Annotated in this window: 16 protein-coding genes; 14 read left to right on the top strand and 2 right to left on the bottom strand. The window is 69.3% G+C overall.

Annotation, left to right across the window (positions count from 1 at the left end):
- Window positions 1–64: 64 nt before the first annotated feature.
- The gene (locus ABIE21_RS11165; RefSeq protein WP_354024894.1) at window positions 65–844 is read right to left on the bottom strand and encodes an oxygenase MpaB family protein; all 780 of its coding nucleotides are present in this window, start codon (window positions 842–844) and stop codon (window positions 65–67) included.
- 122 nt (window positions 845–966) lie between these two features.
- On the opposite strand from ABIE21_RS11165, the gene ABIE21_RS11160 reads away from it, so the two are divergent.
- From ABIE21_RS11160 to sucD, 6 genes are all read left to right on the top strand, one after another.
- Window positions 967–1,548 carry a hypothetical protein gene (locus ABIE21_RS11160; protein WP_354024893.1) on the top strand — a complete coding sequence of 194 codons (582 nt, stop codon included), beginning with the start codon at window positions 967–969 and terminating at the stop codon, window positions 1,546–1,548.
- A gap of 110 nt (window positions 1,549–1,658) precedes the next feature.
- Complete coding sequence (locus ABIE21_RS11155) at window positions 1,659–2,243, top strand: hypothetical protein (protein WP_354024892.1); 585 nt, start codon at window positions 1,659–1,661, stop codon at window positions 2,241–2,243.
- Between the two features lie 161 nt (window positions 2,244–2,404).
- Window positions 2,405–2,983, top strand: a complete 579-nt coding sequence (locus tag ABIE21_RS11150; protein WP_354024891.1) for a hypothetical protein — start codon at window positions 2,405–2,407, stop codon at window positions 2,981–2,983.
- Window positions 2,984–3,097: 114 nt separating this feature from the next.
- A complete protein-coding gene (locus ABIE21_RS11145) occupies window positions 3,098–3,646 on the top strand; it encodes a hypothetical protein (RefSeq protein ID WP_354024890.1) in 549 nt (182 codons plus the stop codon).
- Between the two features lie 126 nt (window positions 3,647–3,772).
- Complete coding sequence (gene sucC / locus ABIE21_RS11140; RefSeq protein WP_354024889.1) at window positions 3,773–4,936, top strand: ADP-forming succinate--CoA ligase subunit beta; 1,164 nt, start codon at window positions 3,773–3,775, stop codon at window positions 4,934–4,936.
- An 18-nt stretch (window positions 4,937–4,954) separates the two neighbouring features.
- A complete protein-coding gene (gene sucD / locus ABIE21_RS11135; RefSeq protein ID WP_354024888.1) occupies window positions 4,955–5,845 on the top strand; it encodes a succinate--CoA ligase subunit alpha in 891 nt (296 codons plus the stop codon).
- Between the two features lie 149 nt (window positions 5,846–5,994).
- Here sucD and ABIE21_RS11130 read toward each other — a convergent pair whose 3' ends face one another.
- Window positions 5,995–6,597 carry a DUF4166 domain-containing protein gene (locus ABIE21_RS11130; RefSeq protein WP_354024887.1) on the bottom strand — a complete coding sequence of 201 codons (603 nt, stop codon included), beginning with the start codon at window positions 6,595–6,597 and terminating at the stop codon, window positions 5,995–5,997.
- Between the two features lie 46 nt (window positions 6,598–6,643).
- Between ABIE21_RS11130 and ABIE21_RS11125 the strand changes: the two genes are divergently transcribed.
- From ABIE21_RS11125 to ABIE21_RS11090, 8 genes are all read left to right on the top strand, one after another.
- A complete protein-coding gene (locus ABIE21_RS11125) occupies window positions 6,644–8,164 on the top strand; it encodes an alpha/beta hydrolase (protein WP_354024886.1) in 1,521 nt (506 codons plus the stop codon).
- Between the two features lie 145 nt (window positions 8,165–8,309).
- Window positions 8,310–9,647, top strand: coding sequence for a cell division protein PerM (locus tag ABIE21_RS11120; RefSeq protein WP_354024885.1), 1,338 nt, complete (start codon window positions 8,310–8,312; stop codon window positions 9,645–9,647).
- Window positions 9,648–9,657: 10 nt separating this feature from the next.
- Entirely contained in the window at window positions 9,658–10,251 is a 594-nt protein-coding gene (gene purN, locus ABIE21_RS11115; protein WP_354024884.1) for a phosphoribosylglycinamide formyltransferase, read from the top strand.
- On the top strand, window positions 10,248–11,897 hold the full coding sequence (gene purH / locus ABIE21_RS11110; RefSeq protein ID WP_354024883.1) for a bifunctional phosphoribosylaminoimidazolecarboxamide formyltransferase/IMP cyclohydrolase: 1,650 nt from the start codon (window positions 10,248–10,250) through the stop codon (window positions 11,895–11,897). The genes purN and purH overlap by 4 nt, the downstream gene beginning before the upstream one ends.
- A gap of 75 nt (window positions 11,898–11,972) precedes the next feature.
- Complete coding sequence (gene ddaH, locus ABIE21_RS11105) at window positions 11,973–13,178, top strand: dimethylargininase (protein ID WP_354024882.1); 1,206 nt, start codon at window positions 11,973–11,975, stop codon at window positions 13,176–13,178.
- Between the two features lie 68 nt (window positions 13,179–13,246).
- The gene (locus tag ABIE21_RS11100; protein ID WP_354024881.1) at window positions 13,247–14,317 is read left to right on the top strand and encodes a hypothetical protein; all 1,071 of its coding nucleotides are present in this window, start codon (window positions 13,247–13,249) and stop codon (window positions 14,315–14,317) included.
- Window positions 14,318–14,694: 377 nt separating this feature from the next.
- A complete protein-coding gene (locus ABIE21_RS11095; RefSeq protein WP_354024880.1) occupies window positions 14,695–16,539 on the top strand; it encodes an ABC transporter ATP-binding protein in 1,845 nt (614 codons plus the stop codon).
- Window positions 16,536–18,353 carry an ABC transporter ATP-binding protein gene (locus ABIE21_RS11090; RefSeq protein ID WP_354024879.1) on the top strand — a complete coding sequence of 606 codons (1,818 nt, stop codon included), beginning with the start codon at window positions 16,536–16,538 and terminating at the stop codon, window positions 18,351–18,353. The genes ABIE21_RS11095 and ABIE21_RS11090 overlap by 4 nt, the downstream gene beginning before the upstream one ends.
- Window positions 18,354–18,367: the final 14 nt, after the last annotated feature.

Below are 18,367 nucleotides of genomic sequence, written 5' to 3'. Positions count from 1 at the left end.
AGGGGATTCTCACGGGTTTCGATACGGGCCGTAGAGCGCGCTGCTCGAGCAGCGGCGCCTCGCGCTAGCGCCGAGGCGACGCCGAGCGGAATGTCGTGAGGTAGTGCCGCGCCGGCCAGTGCCGCGCCCATCCGGGCAGTCGCGGATAGACGAGACGGAGCAGGCGCAGTGTGCGCTCGAACCGCCGCTCGCGTCGCGGGTCCCAGGGCAGGCCGAACGACGAGCGCAGGTCGGCGTCGAGAAAACCGGCGGTCAAGAAGCGCATCGCCGGCATCGCGGCGCGCAACCAGAGCGGGCCCGTGCCGGGGTACAGGAGGTCGCGGCAGATGCGGCGTGCCGACTCGTCGACCCGCAGTCGCGCGTGGCTCTGCCGCCAGTACCGGGCGAAGGCCGCGCGGTCAGCCGGCCACAGCTCGGCCGGCATCTGCAGCGCCGTGCCGATGACCGCGTACTGCCGATACAGCGACTCCGCGTCATCCGCCCCCGGCTCTCCGAACACCGCCCCGTACACGGTGAGGGCGGAGTCGTAGAGCGTCGCGGCGACCCACAGCTGCTGGTGCGGGTCGAAGGCGTCGTAGGCGGGCGAGCCCTCGTCCGAGTGCACGGGTGCGTGGGCGCGGTCGACGTAGCCGGTGATGCGCTCGACTTCCTGCGGTGTTCCGTACACCAGCACATAGAGGTAGGTGAGCGTGTTGCGCAGGCGGCGCACCGGGTCTGCCGTGAAGTCGCTGTGGTCGGCGACGCCGCGGCCGACCGCAGGCATCGCGACCTGCAGCAGGATGGCGCGCGCACCGCCGGCGAGCAGGATCGCCTCGTTCGAGATGTCGCGCAGTCGCAGGGTCACCGCTCCAGTCTCGCCCCTCCACGGCACGGGTGTGCCCAATACTGGGGCCGGTGGGCTCGGGCGCGCGCTGTTAGAGTTTTGCTCGACCAGCGTTGGTGCCGGTCGGAGGACTGGGGGACGTTGTGGCCGCACACCTACGCACGTGGTCTGTGGTCGCCGCGGCATCCATACTGGCGTTCTCACTCTCCGGCTGCGACACCGTCGACTCGCCGACATCCGCGACTCTCGCCGTCACGAAGTCTCCCGTGCAGCTGCTGCGCAACGAGGCCGCCGGACGCATCCCGCCGGCGACCATCGAGTCGGTCACCAACACCGAAGACGTGTCGAAGAGCTGTCGCGCCGAAGACCAGGATCCCGAGGGCCTCATGCGCTCGTGGCACTCCACCGCCCGGGTGCTCGTCGAAGACGCGAGCGTGTGGCGCGTCGACGCGGTCGCCGACGCCATCGCGCAGTCGTTCGTCGATCAGGGCTGGACCGCGAGGCCGCTCGGTGGAAGCCCGACGAGCCACGTGCTGCTGCTCTCGAGCAAGACCTCTCCGGCCGAGATCCAGATCTCCGCCAACCGGCCCGACCCCGACGCGTCGCCCACCACGACCGTGGCCGCGGTCGAGGAGGTCAGCATCGAGCTCTCGGTGCACGGACCCTGCGTGGAGACGGAAGGCCCCGATTCGCCCGCCGTCAAGAAGCTCGAGGGTCGCGAGTAGACCCCCAGCACTGGGGTACAGACTTAGTAGATGGACGCCGTCTGAACAGCATGAGAAATGCTAAATTCGTGAGGCGTTGTAACGGTCTGTCGATACGAAGAGGTGTGCTTATGGTTCGGGGGAACCACGTTCGGCTTTCCGCGGTTCTCGCGGTGGTCGGTCTGTCGCTCGTCGGACTGACGGCGTGCTCCGCGACACCCACGACGGGCAACGGACCCACGCTCGCCGACACCAAGTCTCCCGTGCAGCTGCTGCGCAACGAGGCGGCCAGCCGCATCCCGCCCGCCGCCATCGCCTCTGTCACCGAGACCCTCGACGCGTCGGTGCGGTGCCGCACCGAGTCGGAGGACCCGCTCGGCCTGCGCCGCTCGTGGCACTCCGACGCCCAGGTCACCGTGGAAGCCGCCGCCATCTGGCGCGTCGACGCGATCGTCGACGCACTCGCACAGTCGTTCGTCGACCAGGGCTGGACGCTGACCCCCATCGACGCCGGCGGGCGCATCCACTCGGTCGAGCTCAGCCGCGAGGGGTCGACGAGCGAGATCCGCGTCTCCGCCCACCGCCCCGACGCCGCGGCGCCGCTGGAGTCGGACGCGACCGACCCGGTGACGATCGACCTCGAGCTGCACGGACCGTGCGTCGAGACGCAGGGCGCCGAATCGGCAGAGGTGAAGAAGCTCGAGAAGACGGGCTGACGTGCCCCCAGCACTGGGGTATCCGGTGCCGGTTTCGGCACCTCGCGCGCTGCTATGTTCTTCACAACCGCTGATGACGTCGGGGTAAATTCCACGAACGGTTGCCTAGAACCGTCGATGAACAGCGACCCACGCGTCGCTATTACCGAAGAGGTGCAGTTATGGTCTGGGGGGACCACACTCGAATTGCCGCTGGTCTGGCGGCCGTAACACTCTCACTCGTCTGCCTCACGGCCTGCGCGACCGACTCCGGCGCCGCCGGTTCGGGCGGAGGGTCGAAGCTCACTCTCGCGCAGACCAAGTCGCCAGTGCAGCTGCTGCGCAACGAGGCTGCGAGCCGCATCGACGAGTTCATCGTCGAGAACGTCGACGAGACGGAAGACCTGTCTGTCGCCTGCAAGACCGAGGCCGCCGACCCGCTCGGCCTCTCGCGCTCGTGGACGTCGAGCGTCGAGGTGAGTCTCAAGGAGGGCAGCGCCTGGCGCGCGTCGATCGTCGCCGACGAGCTCATCGCCTCGTTCGAGAAGCAGGGTTGGATTGCCTCACGCGGCGCGCCATCCGCCGTCACCTACACGGGACTCAAGAGCGAGACATCCGCCGCCACCATCGGACTCACCGTCACGACGGAGGACCTCGCCGCGGCCACCCCGGCGAAGCTGCTCATCACCTCGAAGGGACCGTGCGTGGCCACGGAGGGCGCCGAGTCCGACGAGGTAAAGAAGCTCGAGATCGTCAAGTAGCCCCACGCCCCCGACGCGCTACCTCGCGTTCACCTTGCATCGATACGGTGCTGGCTTACAGCCATAAAAAGGGGTGCGTTCATGGTCGGTGGGGGCCGAAAGACAATAGGGGGGATGCTCGCTGCCGCGTTCGTTCTCGTCGCGCTCGCGGGATGCGCGAGCGCGGGAGGCGCCGAGTCGCCGGAGGCGGTGAGCCAGGTGACTCTCGCTCAGTCGAAGTCGTACGCGCAGCTGCTGCGCAACGAGGCGTCGTCGCGGCTGCCGGAGATCGTGCTCAAGGAGGTCGCACAGTCGAGCGACGTGTCGGTCGCCTGCGACTCCGACCCCTCCGGGCTGGAACGGTCGTGGAGCTCGGGCATGAGCATCCTGATCACCAACTCGACCGCACCCCGCATCCACGCCGTGGCCGACGAGCTCGCCGCGAGCTTCGTGGCCCAGGGCTGGACGTCGACAGTGGATGACTCGTCGACCGACACTCGCGTCGTGACGGAGCTGACGAGCGAGGCCTCGCTCGCGGCGATCCAGATCGAGGCGGCGCTCAAGGCGGAGGGCCAGGAGCCGTCGATCAGTATCACGGCGACGGGCGTGTGCGCGCTGACGGGCGGCCCGGAATCCGACGAGGTGCTCAAGCTCGAGCTGCAGGAGCAGCCCTCGCAGAACTGACGCGGGCAAGCTCCCGGTCTTGAGCGGGTAGAGTCTTTGGTGGTCAAAGTCTCTTGACATCGAACTATCTCGAAGTCGAGATGACCCGGCCTTCCAGCTAAACCGACGTGCGATTGGATATGCCCCGTGGATCTTTTCGAGTACCAGGCTAGGGACCTCTTCGAGTCCTATGGCGTGCCTGTACTTGCCGGCATCATTGCCGACAGCCCAGCAGAAGCTCAAGCAGCAGCCGAGAAGATCGGCGGCACAGTCGTCGTGAAGGCTCAGGTCAAGGCCGGCGGCCGCGGCAAGGCGGGAGGCGTGAAGGTCGTGCACAACGCGCAAGACGCGTTCACTGCCGCCGAGGCCATCCTCGGCCTCGACATCAAGGGCCACACCGTCAAGCGCGTGATGGTCGCCGCAGGCGCACGCATCGCGCAGGAGTTCTACTTCTCCGTGCTTCTCGACCGTGCCAACCGCTCCTACCTGTCGCTGTGCAGCGTCGAGGGCGGCATGGAGATCGAGGAGCTCGCGGTCGAACGCCCGGAGGCCCTCGCCAAGATCGAGGTCGACCCCACCGTGGGCATCGACCTCGAGGCCGCGAAGAAGATCGTGATCGCCGGCGGTTTCCCCGCCGAGCTGATCGACAAGGTCGCCCCGGTTCTCGTGAAGCTCTACGAGGTCTACAAGGGTGAGGATGCGACGCTCGTCGAGGTCAACCCGCTCGTGCTCACCGAGGACGGCGACATCGTGGCCCTCGACGGCAAGGTCTCGCTCGACGAGAACGCCGGTTTCCGTCACCCGGCCCACGCCGACCTCGAGGACGCAGAGGCGGCCGACCCGCTCGAGGCCAAGGCCAAGCTGCACGACCTCAACTACGTGAAGCTCGATGGCGAGGTCGGAATCATCGGCAATGGTGCCGGGCTGGTCATGTCGACCCTCGACGTCGTCGCCTACGCGGGGGAACGCCACGGCGGCGTGAAGCCGGCCAACTTCCTCGACATCGGGGGCGGAGCATCCGCTGAGGTCATGGCGGCCGGTCTCGACGTCATCCTCGGCGACTCGCAGGTCAAGAGCGTCTTCGTCAACGTCTTCGGCGGCATCACCGCGTGCGACGCGGTGGCCAACGGAATCGTCGGCGCGCTCGCCGTGCTCGGCGACACCGCGAGCAAGCCGCTCGTCGTGCGCCTCGACGGCAACAAGGTAGAAGAGGGGCGCGCGATCCTGGTCGCGGCCGGTCACCCGCTGGTCACCCTCGCGACCACCATGGACGAGGGCGCCGACAAGGCCGCCGAGCTGGCCGCTCGCTGAAGGACTAGGAACAAGTAAATGTCGATCTATCTCAACAAAGACTCCAAGGTCATCGTCCAGGGCATCACCGGCGGCGAGGGCACCAAGCACACCGCACTGATGCTGAAGGCGGGTACCCAGGTCGTCGGCGGCGTCAACGCCCGCAAGGCAGGCACCACCGTCACGCACGACGGCGGCGTCGAGCTGCCCGTGTTCGGCTCGGTCACCGAGGCCATCGCCGAGACCGGCGCCGACGTGTCGATCGTCTTCGTGCCGCCGGTGTTCGCGAAGGACGCCGTCGTCGAGGCCATCGAGGCGGGCATCCCGCTCGTCGTCGTGATCACCGAGGGCATCCCCGTGCAAGACGCGGCGGAGTTCTGGGCGCTCGCGAAGGCCAAGGGCGGCACCACGCGCATCATCGGCCCGAACTGCCCCGGCATCATCACCCCCGGCGAGGCGCTCGTGGGCATCACCCCCGCGAACATCACCGGCAAGGGACCGATCGGCCTCGTGTCGAAGTCGGGCACCCTGACCTACCAGATGATGTACGAGCTGCGCGATCTGGGCTTCTCGACCGCGATCGGCATCGGCGGCGACCCCATCATCGGCACGACGCACATCGACACGCTCGAGGCGTTCGAGGCCGACCCTGAGACGAAGGCGATCGTGATGATCGGCGAGATCGGCGGAGACGCCGAGGAGCGCGCCGCCGACTACATCAAGGCGCACGTGACCAAGCCGGTCGTCGCCTATGTCGCGGGATTCACCGCGCCCGAGGGTAAGACCATGGGCCACGCCGGCGCGATCGTGTCGGCAGGCGCCGGAACCGCACAGGGCAAGAAGGAGGCCCTCGAGGCCGCCGGGGTCAAGGTCGGCAAGACGCCGAGCGAGACCGCAGCCCTCATGCGCGAGGTGCTCGCCGCTCTGTAACCAGCTACCTCGGATGGCCCGCTTCGGCGGGCCATCCGTCGTTAACCCAGCGCGCTCGCTGCCAAATGAAGGAAAACCGGGCGTCGAGTAACACGAAGTCGCCGATGCGCGGCCCTCTCGGGAGAAATCTCCTTCATTTGGCAGAAGGGTCAGTCGAGGGGGACGCGGGCGTAGGTGAAGGCGCCGGTGTAGCCGAAGATGTGGCCGAACAGCGGATGAATCATCCGCACGTCTACCCGCTGGTGGCCGTCGACCCAGCTCTCGGTCAGGCGCACGCGGGCGCTGAACAGGCCCGGCAGCGGCAGGCGCAGCGCGCGCAGGTGCAGCCAGGCGCGGTCGGAGCGCATGTGAAGCGCCCCGTCGACGACGCGGAGGTCGAGGCGCACCTCGAGGCCGCCGCGACGCCCGAGGAAGTCGTGCAGCCGGCCGTCGACGACGTGCATCGTGTCCTGCATAACGCGATCCACGCCGGGGAGGTGGAACTCGCGGCGGGCGCTGAGCCCCTCGCCCGGCCCCGGGATGTTGGTCACCGTGAACGGCACGTCGCGGCCGGACTCGGGAAACAGGATGCGCCGCCCGGCCAGGAAGGCGAAGACCGGTGTGAGAAGAGGCCGCCGAGACCCGGCCTCGTCGAACACGCCGGTGCCACGGCCCACTGTGCCGGCGTCGAGGGCGGAGAAGTACGAGCGGAGCTCGGGGGCGAGGGCGTCGTACTGCGATCCGAGCACACGCTGGTAGACGGATTCAGGCACACGCCAGTGTATTCGCCGCGTCGCCCGTGACGGCTAGGGTGCATCTATGACGACCAGAACCCTCGCCGCCCTCGCCACGGCGGCCGCCGTCGCACTGCTCACCGGATGCGGGATCGCCGCCCCGCCGGCCCCCACGATGAGCGCGCCCGCCGGTCTCGAGCGGTTCTACTCGCAGCAGATCGACTGGGCCGACTGCGAGCCGGAGGGCATGGAGTGCTCGACCGTCACCGCGCCCATCGACTGGTCCAACCCCGACGACGGCGACATCTCGCTGGCCGTGGTGCGCCTCGCCACCGACTCGCCGACACGCGTCGGCTCACTGCTGATGAACCCGGGCGGACCGGGAGGTTCCGGCGTCGAGCTCGTGCAGCAGGCGGCGGAGTTCGTCACCTCCGACGACCTGCGCGACAACTTCGACATCGTCGGCTGGGACCCCCGCGGTGTCGGCCAGTCCACCGGCGTCGAGTGCTACGGCCCCGCCGAGATGGACGAGTTCCTCTACGGCGTGCCCGCCAACCCCGCCGGCTCCGACGCCTGGTACGCCGAGCAGGTCGACCGCGAGAAGGCGTTCGCCGCCGCGTGCGCGACCAACACCGGCCCGCTGCTCGGCCAGATCGACGTCGAGAGCAACGCCCGCGACATGGACATGCTGCGTGCCGTGCTCGGCGACTCCAAGCTCAACTACCTCGGCTTCTCCTACGGCACCTCCTTCGGCGCGCACTACGCAGAGCTCTTCCCCGAGAACGTCGGCAGGCTGGTGCTCGACGGCGCGATCGACCCGTCGCTACCGTCGTCGGAGACGTTCACCGTGCAGATGGCCGGTTTCGAGAACGCGTTCCGGGCGTACATCGCCGACTGCCTGTCGACCACCGCATGCCCGTTCGTCGGAGACCTCGAGGCGGCGCTGGCGCAGGCCGGCGAGCTGTTCGCCGGCGTCGAGGCACGGGCGCTGAAGTCCGACGACGGCCGCCAGCTGACCGCGTCGACACTCGGCACCGCGTTGGCGTACCCGCTCTACGACGAGGGCTCGTGGCCCGCGCTCAGCCAGATGCTCACCGAGCTCGGCGCGGGCGACGCCACCCTCGCGCTGCAGTTCGCCGACGCGTACAACAGCCGCAACGACGACGGCACCTACGCCGACCAGTCGATGGCGGTCTACACCGCGGCCACCTGCCTCGACGGAACCTACACCGGCGGCCTCGAGGCGACGAAGGCCACGATGGCGGCGATCGAGGCGGCGGCGCCCACCGTGGGAGAGTACGTCAGCTACGGCGACTGGGCGCACATCGACATCGCCTGCCAGAACTGGGCCTACCCGTCGGCGATCACTCCGCACGCGATCGTCGCAGACGGCGCGGCGCCCATCCTCGTGCTCGGCACGACCAACGACCCGGCGACGCCGTACGCGTGGGCGCAGGCCATGGCCGACCAGCTCGCGAGCGGCGTGCTCGTCACCCGCGCCGGCGAGGGGCACACCGCCTACGGCCAGGGCAACGACTGCATCGACACCACTGTCGACGACTACCTCATCGACGGCACGGTGCCGAAGGCCGACCCGCTGTGTTGACGAACGGCGTGTCGACGACCGGCGTGTTGACGAACGGCGTGTTGACGAACGGCGTGCCGACGACCGGCGTGCTGGCCGACCGCGTGCCGGGTCCGGGGCGCGGCACTCGGGATTCACGGCCGCGCGCGGGTACGCTCGCTCGGGTATGAATCGCTCGCTCACCGCCCTCTTCGCTGCCTTCGAGGCGGCTCTCGTCGTGGCGATCGGGATCGGGATCTCGCTCGCACCGCTCACCATCATGTGGGCCGCCCAGTTCGGCTTCCAGATCGACTGGATCGTGTTCTGGCGCGCGTCGGTCGACATCTGGCTGCTCGGACACGGCGTCGACGCGATCTTCACCCTCGACCCGGCGACAGCAGCCACCCTCGGACTGGCGGGGGCGGATGCCGCGTTCCGGGTCACCATCGCGATCCTCGGTTTCGCCCTGCTCACCGTGCTGCTCGGACTCCGGGCCGGCCGCCGCGTCGCAGAGACGAAGCACCTGCTGCTCGGGGAACTGGCGGCCATCGGCACGTTCGGCGTTCTCTCGCTGCTGGTCACTCTGAGCGCGCTGCATCCGCTCGCCCGTCCCTCGATCGTGCAGGGCGCACTGCTGCCCACCCTGATCTTCGCGGTCGCCGTCGTCGTCGGATCGCTGCGCGCGCGCGTGCCGGCGACGGATGCCGCGATCAAGCCGATCCGCGCCAGGATCACCTCCTGGCTGGCCGCAGTGCCGCGCACCGTCCGACTGGTGGCGGCGACGGCCCTGCGCGGGGGACTCGCCGCGGCCATGGGCGTCGTGACGGTCGCAGCCGTGCTGCTCGCCGTGCTCGTCGCGATCAACTACGCGGGCGTCGTGCGTCTCTACGAGGGCCTGCACACCGAGGTGCTCGGCGGCGCGGCCCTCACGCTCGCGCAGCTGGCCTTCATCCCCACCTTCGTCATCTGGGTCGCTGCCTGGCTCGTCGGCCCCGGCTTCGCCATCGGCGTCGGCTCGTCGGTGAGCCCGCTCGCGACGACCCTCGGGCCGGTGCCCGCGATACCGATTCTCGGGGCGCTGCCCTCGGGGGAGTCGTCGTTCGGCTTCGTCGGCCTGCTCGCCCCGGTCGTCGTCGGCTTCCTCGCCGCCGCGCTGCTGCGCCCCGGGCTCGTGCAGTCGCTCGGCGGACGGCCGCCGTTCCGGTGGCTCATCGGCGCCGGCCTCGGCATGGGCGTCGTCGGCGGTCTCGTGCTGGGGCTGCTGTCGGCAGCCGCATCCGGGGCTGCCGGACCGGGACGTCTCGCCATGGTCGGCCCCGACGCGCTCGCCGTCGGACTCTGGGCGGCGCTCGAGATCGGCGTCGCCGCGACCATCGGCCTGCTCGCGGCGCCGCGCACCGCCCCGGCCGAGCACACGGCCGAGAAGACGACGACTGTGACGCCGACGACCGCCGAGCCGACGCCCTCGGCTCCTCCGACCAGCGCCGGCACCCCGGGGGAGAGCTCGCCGATCACCCCGCGATAGGCTGTCTCTCGTGCTATCGCTGGTCGTACTCATCTCTGGCGGAGGCTCGAACCTGCGCGTCCTGCTCGAAGCCGCCCAGGACGCCGAGTTTCCCGCCCGTGTCGTCGCCGTCGGTGCCGACCGCGACGCCGAGGGATTCGAGCACGCCGAGGAATTCGGCATCCCCACCTTCTCGGTCGCGCTGTCGAACTTCGAGTCGCGCGACGCGTGGGGTCAGGCGCTGCTCGAGCAGATCCAGGTCTGGCAGCCCGACCTCGTCGTGCTGAGCGGATTTATGAAACTCCTGCCGCCCAGCGTCGTCAGCGCGCTCAGCCCCAACCTCATCAACACGCACCCCGCATACCTCCCGGAGTTTCCCGGGGCGCACGGCGTCCGCGACGCGATCGAGGCCGGCGTGACGCAGTCGGGCGCATCCGTCATCGTCGTCGACAACGGCGTCGACAGCGGGCCCATCATCGCCCAGCAGCGCGTCGCCGTTCTGCCGGACGACACCGAGCACACCCTGCACGACCGCATCAAGGTCGTCGAACGCGAACTGCTCGTGCAGGCCGTTCTCGACATCGCCAATGGACACATCGACCTGAAGGAGCTGTCACTCGCATGAGCGGCCCCACGCACGACCCAGCCCTGTACCGCCCGCGCGACGTCGTCGAGATCACGCGCGCCCTCGTCTCTGTGAGCGACAAGACGGGGCTTGTCGAGCTCGCGTCCGCGCTCGCCGCCGCGGGCGTCGAGATCGTGTCGACCGGCGGATCCGCGGCGGCCATCGCGGCGGCCGGTCTGCCCGTGACCGAGGTCGGCGACGTCACCGGCTACCCGGAGTCGCTCGACGGCCGCGTGCGCACGCTGCACCCGGTGATCCACTCGGGGCTGCTCGCCGACCTTCGCCTCGAGTCGCACGAGAACGAGCTCGCCAGCCAGGGCATCGCCCCGTTCCAACTCGTCGTCTCCAACCTCTACCCCTTCGTCGCCACGATCGCCGCGGGCGTCACCGGCGACGCCGCGATCGAGCAGATCGACATCGGCGGTCCGGCGATGGTGCGCGCATCGGCCAAGAACCACGCGAACGTGGCGATCGTCACGTCGCCCTCCTCGTATCCGCAGATCGTCGACGCGCTCGCCGCGGGCGGCACCACCCTCGACCAGCGCCGTGCGCTCGCGAGCGAGGCGTTCGCGCACACCGCCGCCTACGACGCGGCAGTCGCGTCGTGGTTCGCCGAGAACGTGGCGCCCGCGGGCGCTTCTGACCCTTCGAACCCTTCGACAAGCTCAGAGACCGCAGCGGCCGAACACTCGGAGGTCGCCGACACCTTCACCGTCACCGCCGACCTCAAGAACGTGCTGCGCTACGGCGAGAACTCGCACCAGACCGCCGCCCTGTACGTGAAGGAGAACGGCACGGGCATCGCCCAGGCCGAGCAGCTGCACGGCAAGGAGATGTCGTACAACAACTTCGTCGACGCCGACGCCGCGGTTCGGGCGGCATGGGACTTCGACGAGCCCGCGGTCGCGATCATCAAGCACGCGAACCCCTGCGGCATCGCCGTCGCGCGCGGCTCGGGCGACGCTATCGCCTCTGCCCACAAGCGCGCGCACGAGTGCGACCCGCTGTCGGCATTCGGGGGAGTGATCGCCGCCAACCGCACCCTCACCCTCGCCGCCGCCGAGTCGATAGTCGGCATCTTCACCGAGGTCGTCGTCGCCCCCGACTTCGAGCCTGCCGCGCTCGAGCTGCTGTCGACCAAGAAGAACCTGCGCCTGCTCAAGCTGCCTGCCGACTTCGCGCGCGAGACCATCGAGTTCAAGCAGATCTCCGGCGGGCTGCTCGTGCAGTCGGTCGACAACTACGACGCGTTCGACTCGAGCGCCTGGACCCTCGTGGCGGGCGAAGAGGCCGACGACGCCACACGCGCCGACCTCGAGTTCGCCTGGCGCTCAGTGCGCTCCGTGAAGTCGAACGCCATCCTGCTCGCGAACGACGGTGCATCCGTCGGCGTCGGCATGGGCCAGGTGAACCGTGTCGACTCCTGCGAGCTCGCGGTCAGCCGCGCCGGCGACCGCGCCGACGGCTCGGTCGCGGCGAGCGACGCGTTCTTCCCCTTCGCCGACGGGCTCGAGGTGCTGCTCGCGGCCGGCGTTCGCGCCGTCGTGCAGCCCGGCGGGTCGATCCGCGACGAAGACGTGATCGCGGCGGCCAAGAAGGTCGGAGCCACGATGTACTTCACCGGGGAGCGCCACTTCTTCCACTGATACGGTCGGTCGGCCTGTCGAGGCAAGGATCTCGACAGGCTCGATCACCGGGCGCGCTCGGATACGCTCGACACCATGCTCCCCATCGTCCGACGTCTCATCGCGTCACTCGTGACCGCGGCGGCGCTCGCGCTCACCGTCCACCTCGCCTCGCTGTTCGCCTTCTCGATCGCCAACAGCTTCGCGCCCGAGAGCCTCGGGCAGATGAACAGCTACTTCCTGCCGGCGTCGCTCCTCGCCTTCGTGATCTACTTCCTGTTCGCCCTCGTCGGCGCGCTCCGGCTCTGGTACACCGCCCTGGCCTCGGGAGTCGTCGCCGGAGTCGTCGCACCCCTCGTCGGCTCGCTCGTCGGCGCCGTCGCGGCCGGTGCGACCATCACCGCCGACATCGCCGCACCCCTCGTCGGCACCCTGCTCACGGTCAACCTCGTCTTCCTGGTCACGAGCGTCGTCGCGACGGCCACCCTCGGCCGTCGCGTCTGGGCGGCCCTGGAGGGACCGACCGGTTCGCCGCGCACGGAGCGGTTCGCCCTCGTTCGCCCGCCCTCGCCGAACCTCGCCGACGGAGTGGTCACCCACATCGACCGCGCCGCGATCGACACCGACCTCGCCGACTCGCAGTGGGACGACTACGTCGCCGCCCTCGCCGACAACGGCTTCACCACGGTCGAGGTCGACGCGGCACCCGACCTGGCCGACTCGGTCTTCGTCGAAGACGCCGTCGTCGTGTTCGACGGGCTCGCAGTCATCGCGAACCCCGGGCACGAGAGCCGCCGCGGCGAGATCGTGGCCGCCGAGGCATCCGTCACCGCACTGGGCCTCGACATCGCCCGCATCGAGGCGCCGGGAACCCTCGACGGCGGCGACGTGCTCAAGGTCGGTCCGACCGTCTACGTCGGTCGGGGCGGACGCACCAACGCCGAGGGGATCCGCCAGCTGCGCGCGATCCTGTCGGGTCGCGGATACACCGTGGTGGCTGTTCCGGTCAGCAAGGTCCTGCACCTGAAGAGCGCCGTCACCGCCCTGCCCGACGGGACCGTGATCGGCTACCCGCCGCTCGTCGACGACCCCGCCGTGTTCGACCGGTTCCTCGCCATGCCCGAGGAGGCCGGCGCGCACGTGGTGGTGCTCGCCGACGACACGGTGCTCATGGCGGCGTCCGCCCCGCAGAGCGCCGCGCTCGTCGAGAGCCTCGGCTACCGCGTCGTCGTCGTCGACATCAGCGAGTTCGAGAAACTCGAGGGCTGCGTCACCTGCCTCTCGGTACGCGTGCGCCCCTAACCGGCTCGCTCTAGCTCCCGATAGTCGCAGCAGTACGGCGACACCGAACCAGAAGAGAGATCGAAGCGATGCCAAGGTACAACCGAGACGTCAAGAACTCTCTCAACAACATCGAGCGCAGCATGCAGGCCACGGAGCAGTCGGCCACCCGGTCCGCCCAGTCCGGTGCCACGACCGCCCGCGCGACCCAGAGCGCGGCGACCGGCGCGTGGGTCGGTGCCGGTTTCCAGGCTGTGACGGCGTTCCAGGCAGCGCGCGCTGCGCGGGCGGCGGAGGAGCAGCTCGCACTCCAGCAGGCGATGGCCGAGCGCCAGCAGAACATGGAGGAGCAGGCGACGTGGCACCAGTTCTCGATGTGGCGGCAGTCCGCGGAAGGGATCGCCTTCCTCGCATGGCGCGACCCGGCGTTCAGGCTTGCGCAGTTTCTGCGCAATCGTGATTCTGAATGGCTCCAGGGATGGGCGCGCGCCATCGGCCGCGCGCAGGCCGAGATCCCCGAGGGCGAGAAACAGCGTGTCAGACAGCATCCCGCGCGCCTGAAGCAGACCGGCCTCCTGGCCGCGTCCATTGCGGCCTTCGTTCTCGCCGGCCTGTTCGCGCTCGGTCTGCTCGTTCAGATCTTCGTCTCGTCGATGGCGCAGTCCGCGCCCGACAACGGCGACTTCACCTACGAGCAGTGCCTCGCGACGCTGAGCGACCCGGACAACCTTCTGCTCAGCCAGTCAGACTGCGACGCCATCAGACCTGCCGGACCTCCCGTCCAGCTGGCCGTGCCGCTGGCGCTGTCGCTCGGTGCGGGGATCGTGCTGCTCGTCGTGCGCAGAGCCAAGCGGCGCGCGGCGCGGGCAGATCAGACCGTGGCGAACGAGGCGCAGGCGCGGGTCGAGCGTTGGGGCTTCGATCCGCTCGCCGTCGGACAGGGCTACACCGGGTTCGCGTGGAGCCAGTCGCCGGACGCAGACGGGTACGCCGACCGGCTCATGGCGCTCGCCCTCTACGACGGGCACGGTCGGCCCCCGACGGAATCGCAGCTCATCGCGATCGACGTGCCGGCCTCGTGGAGTCCTCAAGAGAACCATCCCGAAGAAGTGAACGAGCTGCTCGAACGATTCGCGCGAGAACGCCCCGCCGCCGGCTGACCGCCTCCGGCGCTGCGCGCGAACGGACGAGGTCCTGGATAAAGCTTGCCTCCCAGCGAATCCACGGTCTATTCTGGAGGGCTGTCCCGGCACCACCGCCACCCGCGCGTGTGATCGACCGGCGAGAGCCACAACCCCGGGAGGACACCATGAAGACAGTCACCGCCACGGCGCGCACCATCGCGGCATCCGGCACTGTCATGGCCGTCCGCCGCGCCCCGGGACATCCGCGGTCCACCGGCATCTAGCCGGCTCTCCTCCGCCGTCGGGGCACTGCACCAGCCCGACCACGGTCTCCGCCGCATCGCGGAGACGACCGAATTTCTCCACCCATTCGACCGCCCGACCGGTCGCGCCCGACACTCTGGGACACATCTATGTCTGCAACACCGACCCCCACGGGTCACACGCAACAGCGCGGGGGAACCTTCGCGTCGATCCGCCGGCTCTACCCCTACGCCAAGCCCGCGCTGCCGCGCATCTACCTCGGCATGGCGTCGGCGCTCGTCGCCGGGGTCGTCGCGCTGCTCATCCCGCAGGTGCTGCGTCAGCTCGTCGACGGCCCGCTCGCGACGGGTGACTCGTCGCAGGTCTGGCCGGCGTTCGCACTCGTGCTCGCCCTCGGCGTGCTCGAGGCCGTGCTCATCGCCCTGCGCCGCTGGTTCGTGCTGACCCCGGGAACGCACATCGAGGCGCGCATGCGCAACGCGCTCTACGCCAAACTGCAAGACCTGCCGGTGAGCTTCCACGACCGCTGGCCGAGCGGCCAGCTGCTCTCCCGCGCGGTCAGCGACCTCGGGCTCATCCGCCGCTGGATCTCCTTCGGCCTCGTGCTGTTCGTCGTCAACGTCGTTATGATCCTCGTCGGATTCGTCTTCCTCGTGAACATCTCCTGGGTGCTCGGCGTGACCTTCATGGTCTGCTCGATCCCGCTGTGGATCTACGGCTACCTGTTCGAGAACAAGTACTCCACGGTCACGCGTCGCAGCCAGGACCAGTCGGGCGACCTCGCCACGACCGTCGAGGAGTCGGTGCACGGCATCCGGGTGCTCAAGGCGTTCGGCCGCGGCAAGCACGCGCTGAAGAACTTCGCATCGCAGGCCGAAGACCTGCGCGGCACCGAGATCGAGAAGGCCCGCGCCATCGCGGGCATCTGGCTCTGGCTGCTGCTCGTGCCCGACGTGACTTTCGCGCTCTGCCTGCTCGGCGGGGTGTGGCTGGCCGCCGACGGACAGATCAGCGTCGGCGAGCTCGTCGCGTTCTTCGCCACCGCGACGGTGCTGCGCTTCCCGGTCGAGTCGATCGGCTTCCTGCTCTCGATGACGTTCGACACCCGCACCGCCACCGACCGCTTCTTCGAGGTGATGGACTCCGAGAACACCATCACCGACCCGGAGAACCCGAAGACGGTCGCCGAGCCGCTCGGACGCCTCGTCTTCGACGACGTGCACTTCAGGTATCAGGATGCCCCGCTGGACCGCGCCGACATCCTCGACGGGGTGCGCCTCGAGCTGGAGCCCGGCGAGACCATGGCCGTCGTCGGCATCACCGGCAGCGGCAAGTCGACGCTCACCGCCCTCACGACACGGCTGTACGACGTGACCGGAGGCGCGATCCGCATCGACGGCGTCGACGTGCGCGACCTCACCCGCACCGAGCTGCGCACCCACCTCGCCATGGCGTTCGAAGACGCCACGCTGTTCTCGGCGTCGGTGCGCGACAACGTGCTGCTCGGCCGGCCCGAGTCGACCGAGGAGGAACTCGCCGAGGCGCTGCAGATCGCGCAGGCCGGGTTCGTCTACGACCTGCCGTTCGGCCTCGACACCAAGGTCGGCGAGGAGGGGCTCAGCCTCTCCGGCGGGCAGCGCCAGCGACTCGCGCTCGCGCGCGCCGTCGCCGCCAAGCCGTCGGTGCTCGTGCTCGACGACCCGCTGTCGGCCCTCGACGTCGACACGGAGGCGCTGGTCGAGGCCGCGCTGCGCAAGGTGCTCGCGTCGACCACCGCGCTCATCGTGGCGCACCGTCCGTCGACGGTGACGTTGGCCGACCGGGTGGCGCTGCTCGAGAACGGACGCGTCACCGCCGTCGGCACCCACTCGCACCTGCTCGCCACAAACGACCACTACCGGTTCGTGATCTCGTCGCTCGAAGACGAGGAGAAACGGGAGCGGGCCGACGAGCAATTCACGAACGACGAGACAGACGAGGAGGTGGGCGCATGAGCATCGCCGGAGTAGAGGGAGTCGAGGGCGAAGAACGCAACGACTTCACCAAGGCCGAGAGCAAGCAGATCCGCGAGCGGTCGCTGCGGCTGCTCGGGTCGCTGCTGCGGCCGGAGCGCGCGCGGGTGATCCTGACGATGATCGTCGTGATCATCAGCACGGCCGCGCAGGTCGCCGGCCCCGCACTCGTCGCCTACGGCATCGACAAGGGACTGCCGGCGCTGCTCGACGGCCGCGACTGGATGCCGCTCGGCCTCATCGTGGCCGCCTACCTCGTGGCCGGCGTCGTGGGAGCGGTGCTCATCGCCTGGTACACGGTGCTGACCGCGAAGATCAGCCAGGCGATCCTGTTCGACCTGCGCACACGGGTGTTCCTGCACACGCAGCAGCTCAGCCTCGAGTTCCACGAGAGCTACACCTCGGGCCGAATCATCTCCCGCCAGACCAGCGACCTCGACTCGATCAAGGAGCTGCTCGACTCGGGCATCAACCAGCTCGTGCAGGGTGCGCTGTACATGGTCTTCGTGGCCGTGGCTATGTTCTGGGTCGACGGCGTGAGCGGCCTCATCCTGTTCGGCGCGCTCGTGCCGCTCGCGTTCCTCACACGGTGGTTCCAGAAGCGCTCACAGCAGCTGTTCCGTCGCACCCGGGTGGCATCCGCCCGCCTGATCGTGCAGTTCGTCGAGACCATGACGGGCATCCGCGCGGTGAAGGCGTTCCGCAAGGAGAAACGCAACGAGAAGGAGTTCGGCGACCTCGTCGAGGACTACCGAGACGTCAACTCGAAGGTGATCCAGCTGTTCGGCATCTTCGACCCCGGGCTGGTGCTCATCGGCAACGTGGCGCTCGCCGTCGTGCTCGTCGCGGGCGGCCTGCGGGTCGCCGCGGGCAGCCTCGCGATCGGCGCCCTGCTCGCGGCACTGCTGTACACGCGCCAGTTCTTCGCCCCGGCGCAGGACATGGCGATGTTCTACAACTCCTACCAGTCGGCGGCCGCGGCGCTCGAGAAGATCTCCGGCGTGCTCGAGGAGAAGCCGGGGGTCCCCGACCCCGTGTCGCCGGTCGACCTCTGGACGGCGAGCGGTGCGGTCAACTTCGACGGCGTCGAGTTCGCGTACAAGAAGGACCGGGTGATCCTGCCCGAGTTCGACCTGCGGATTCCGGCGGGGCAGACCATCGCGCTCGTCGGTTCGACGGGAGCGGGCAAGTCGACGCTGGCCAAGCTGATGGCGCGGTTCTACGACCCGTCGAGCGGCCGGGTCACCCTCGACGACATCGACCTGCGCGACCTGCACCCGAAAGACCTGCGTCGCGCGATCGTCATGGTCACGCAGGAGGCGTACCTGTTCTCCGGGTCGGTGGCCGAGAACATCGCGCTCGGCAAGCCGGACGCGACTCGAGACGAGATCGTGCACGCGGCCAAGGCGGTCGGGGCGCACGAGTTCATCGAGTCGCTGCCCGGCGGCTACGACACCGACGTGAACAAGCGCGGCGGCCGGGTGTCGGCGGGCCAGCGACAGCTGCTGTCGTTCGCCCGCGCGTTCCTCGCCGACCCCGTCGTGCTGATCCTCGACGAGGCGACGGCGTCGCTCGACATCCCGAGCGAGCGGCTCGTGCAGGAGGGGCTCACCACCCTGCTCGCCGACCGCACGGCGATCATCATCGCGCACCGGCTGTCGACCGTCGCGATCGCCGACCGTGTTCTGGTGATGGAGCACGGCCGCATCGTCGAAGACGGCACGCCCCGCGACCTGATCGCCGGCACCGGGCGGTTCGCGCAGCTGCACGCGGCCTGGCGGGAGTCGCTGGTCTGAGGCGGTCCCTGAGC

Source organism: Conyzicola nivalis (assembly GCF_040548875.1).
GTDB classification, from domain to species: domain Bacteria; phylum Actinomycetota; class Actinomycetes; order Actinomycetales; family Microbacteriaceae; genus Conyzicola; species Conyzicola nivalis_A.
This window is presented reverse-complemented; position numbering and strand designations above follow the sequence as displayed.

Excerpts from the sequence above, each read along its gene's own strand:
- ABIE21_RS11155 (WP_354024892.1), top strand. The coding sequence starts at position 1,659 with ATGGTTCGGGGGAACCACGTTCGGCTTTCCGCGGTTCTCGCGGTGGTC.
- ABIE21_RS11150 (WP_354024891.1), top strand. The coding sequence starts at position 2,405 with ATGGTCTGGGGGGACCACACTCGAATTGCCGCTGGTCTGGCGGCCGTA.
- ABIE21_RS11145 (WP_354024890.1), top strand. The coding sequence starts at position 3,098 with ATGCTCGCTGCCGCGTTCGTTCTCGTCGCGCTCGCGGGATGCGCGAGC.
- sucD (WP_354024888.1), top strand. The coding sequence starts at position 4,955 with ATGTCGATCTATCTCAACAAAGACTCCAAGGTCATCGTCCAGGGCATC.
- ABIE21_RS11125 (WP_354024886.1), top strand. The coding sequence starts at position 6,644 with ATGACGACCAGAACCCTCGCCGCCCTCGCCACGGCGGCCGCCGTCGCA.
- ABIE21_RS11120 (WP_354024885.1), top strand. The coding sequence starts at position 8,310 with ATGAATCGCTCGCTCACCGCCCTCTTCGCTGCCTTCGAGGCGGCTCTC.
- purH (WP_354024883.1), top strand. The coding sequence starts at position 10,248 with ATGAGCGGCCCCACGCACGACCCAGCCCTGTACCGCCCGCGCGACGTC.
- ddaH (WP_354024882.1), top strand. The coding sequence starts at position 11,973 with ATGCTCCCCATCGTCCGACGTCTCATCGCGTCACTCGTGACCGCGGCG.
- ABIE21_RS11100 (WP_354024881.1), top strand. The coding sequence starts at position 13,247 with ATGCCAAGGTACAACCGAGACGTCAAGAACTCTCTCAACAACATCGAG.
- ABIE21_RS11095 (WP_354024880.1), top strand. The coding sequence starts at position 14,695 with ATGTCTGCAACACCGACCCCCACGGGTCACACGCAACAGCGCGGGGGA.
- ABIE21_RS11090 (WP_354024879.1), top strand. The coding sequence starts at position 16,536 with ATGAGCATCGCCGGAGTAGAGGGAGTCGAGGGCGAAGAACGCAACGAC.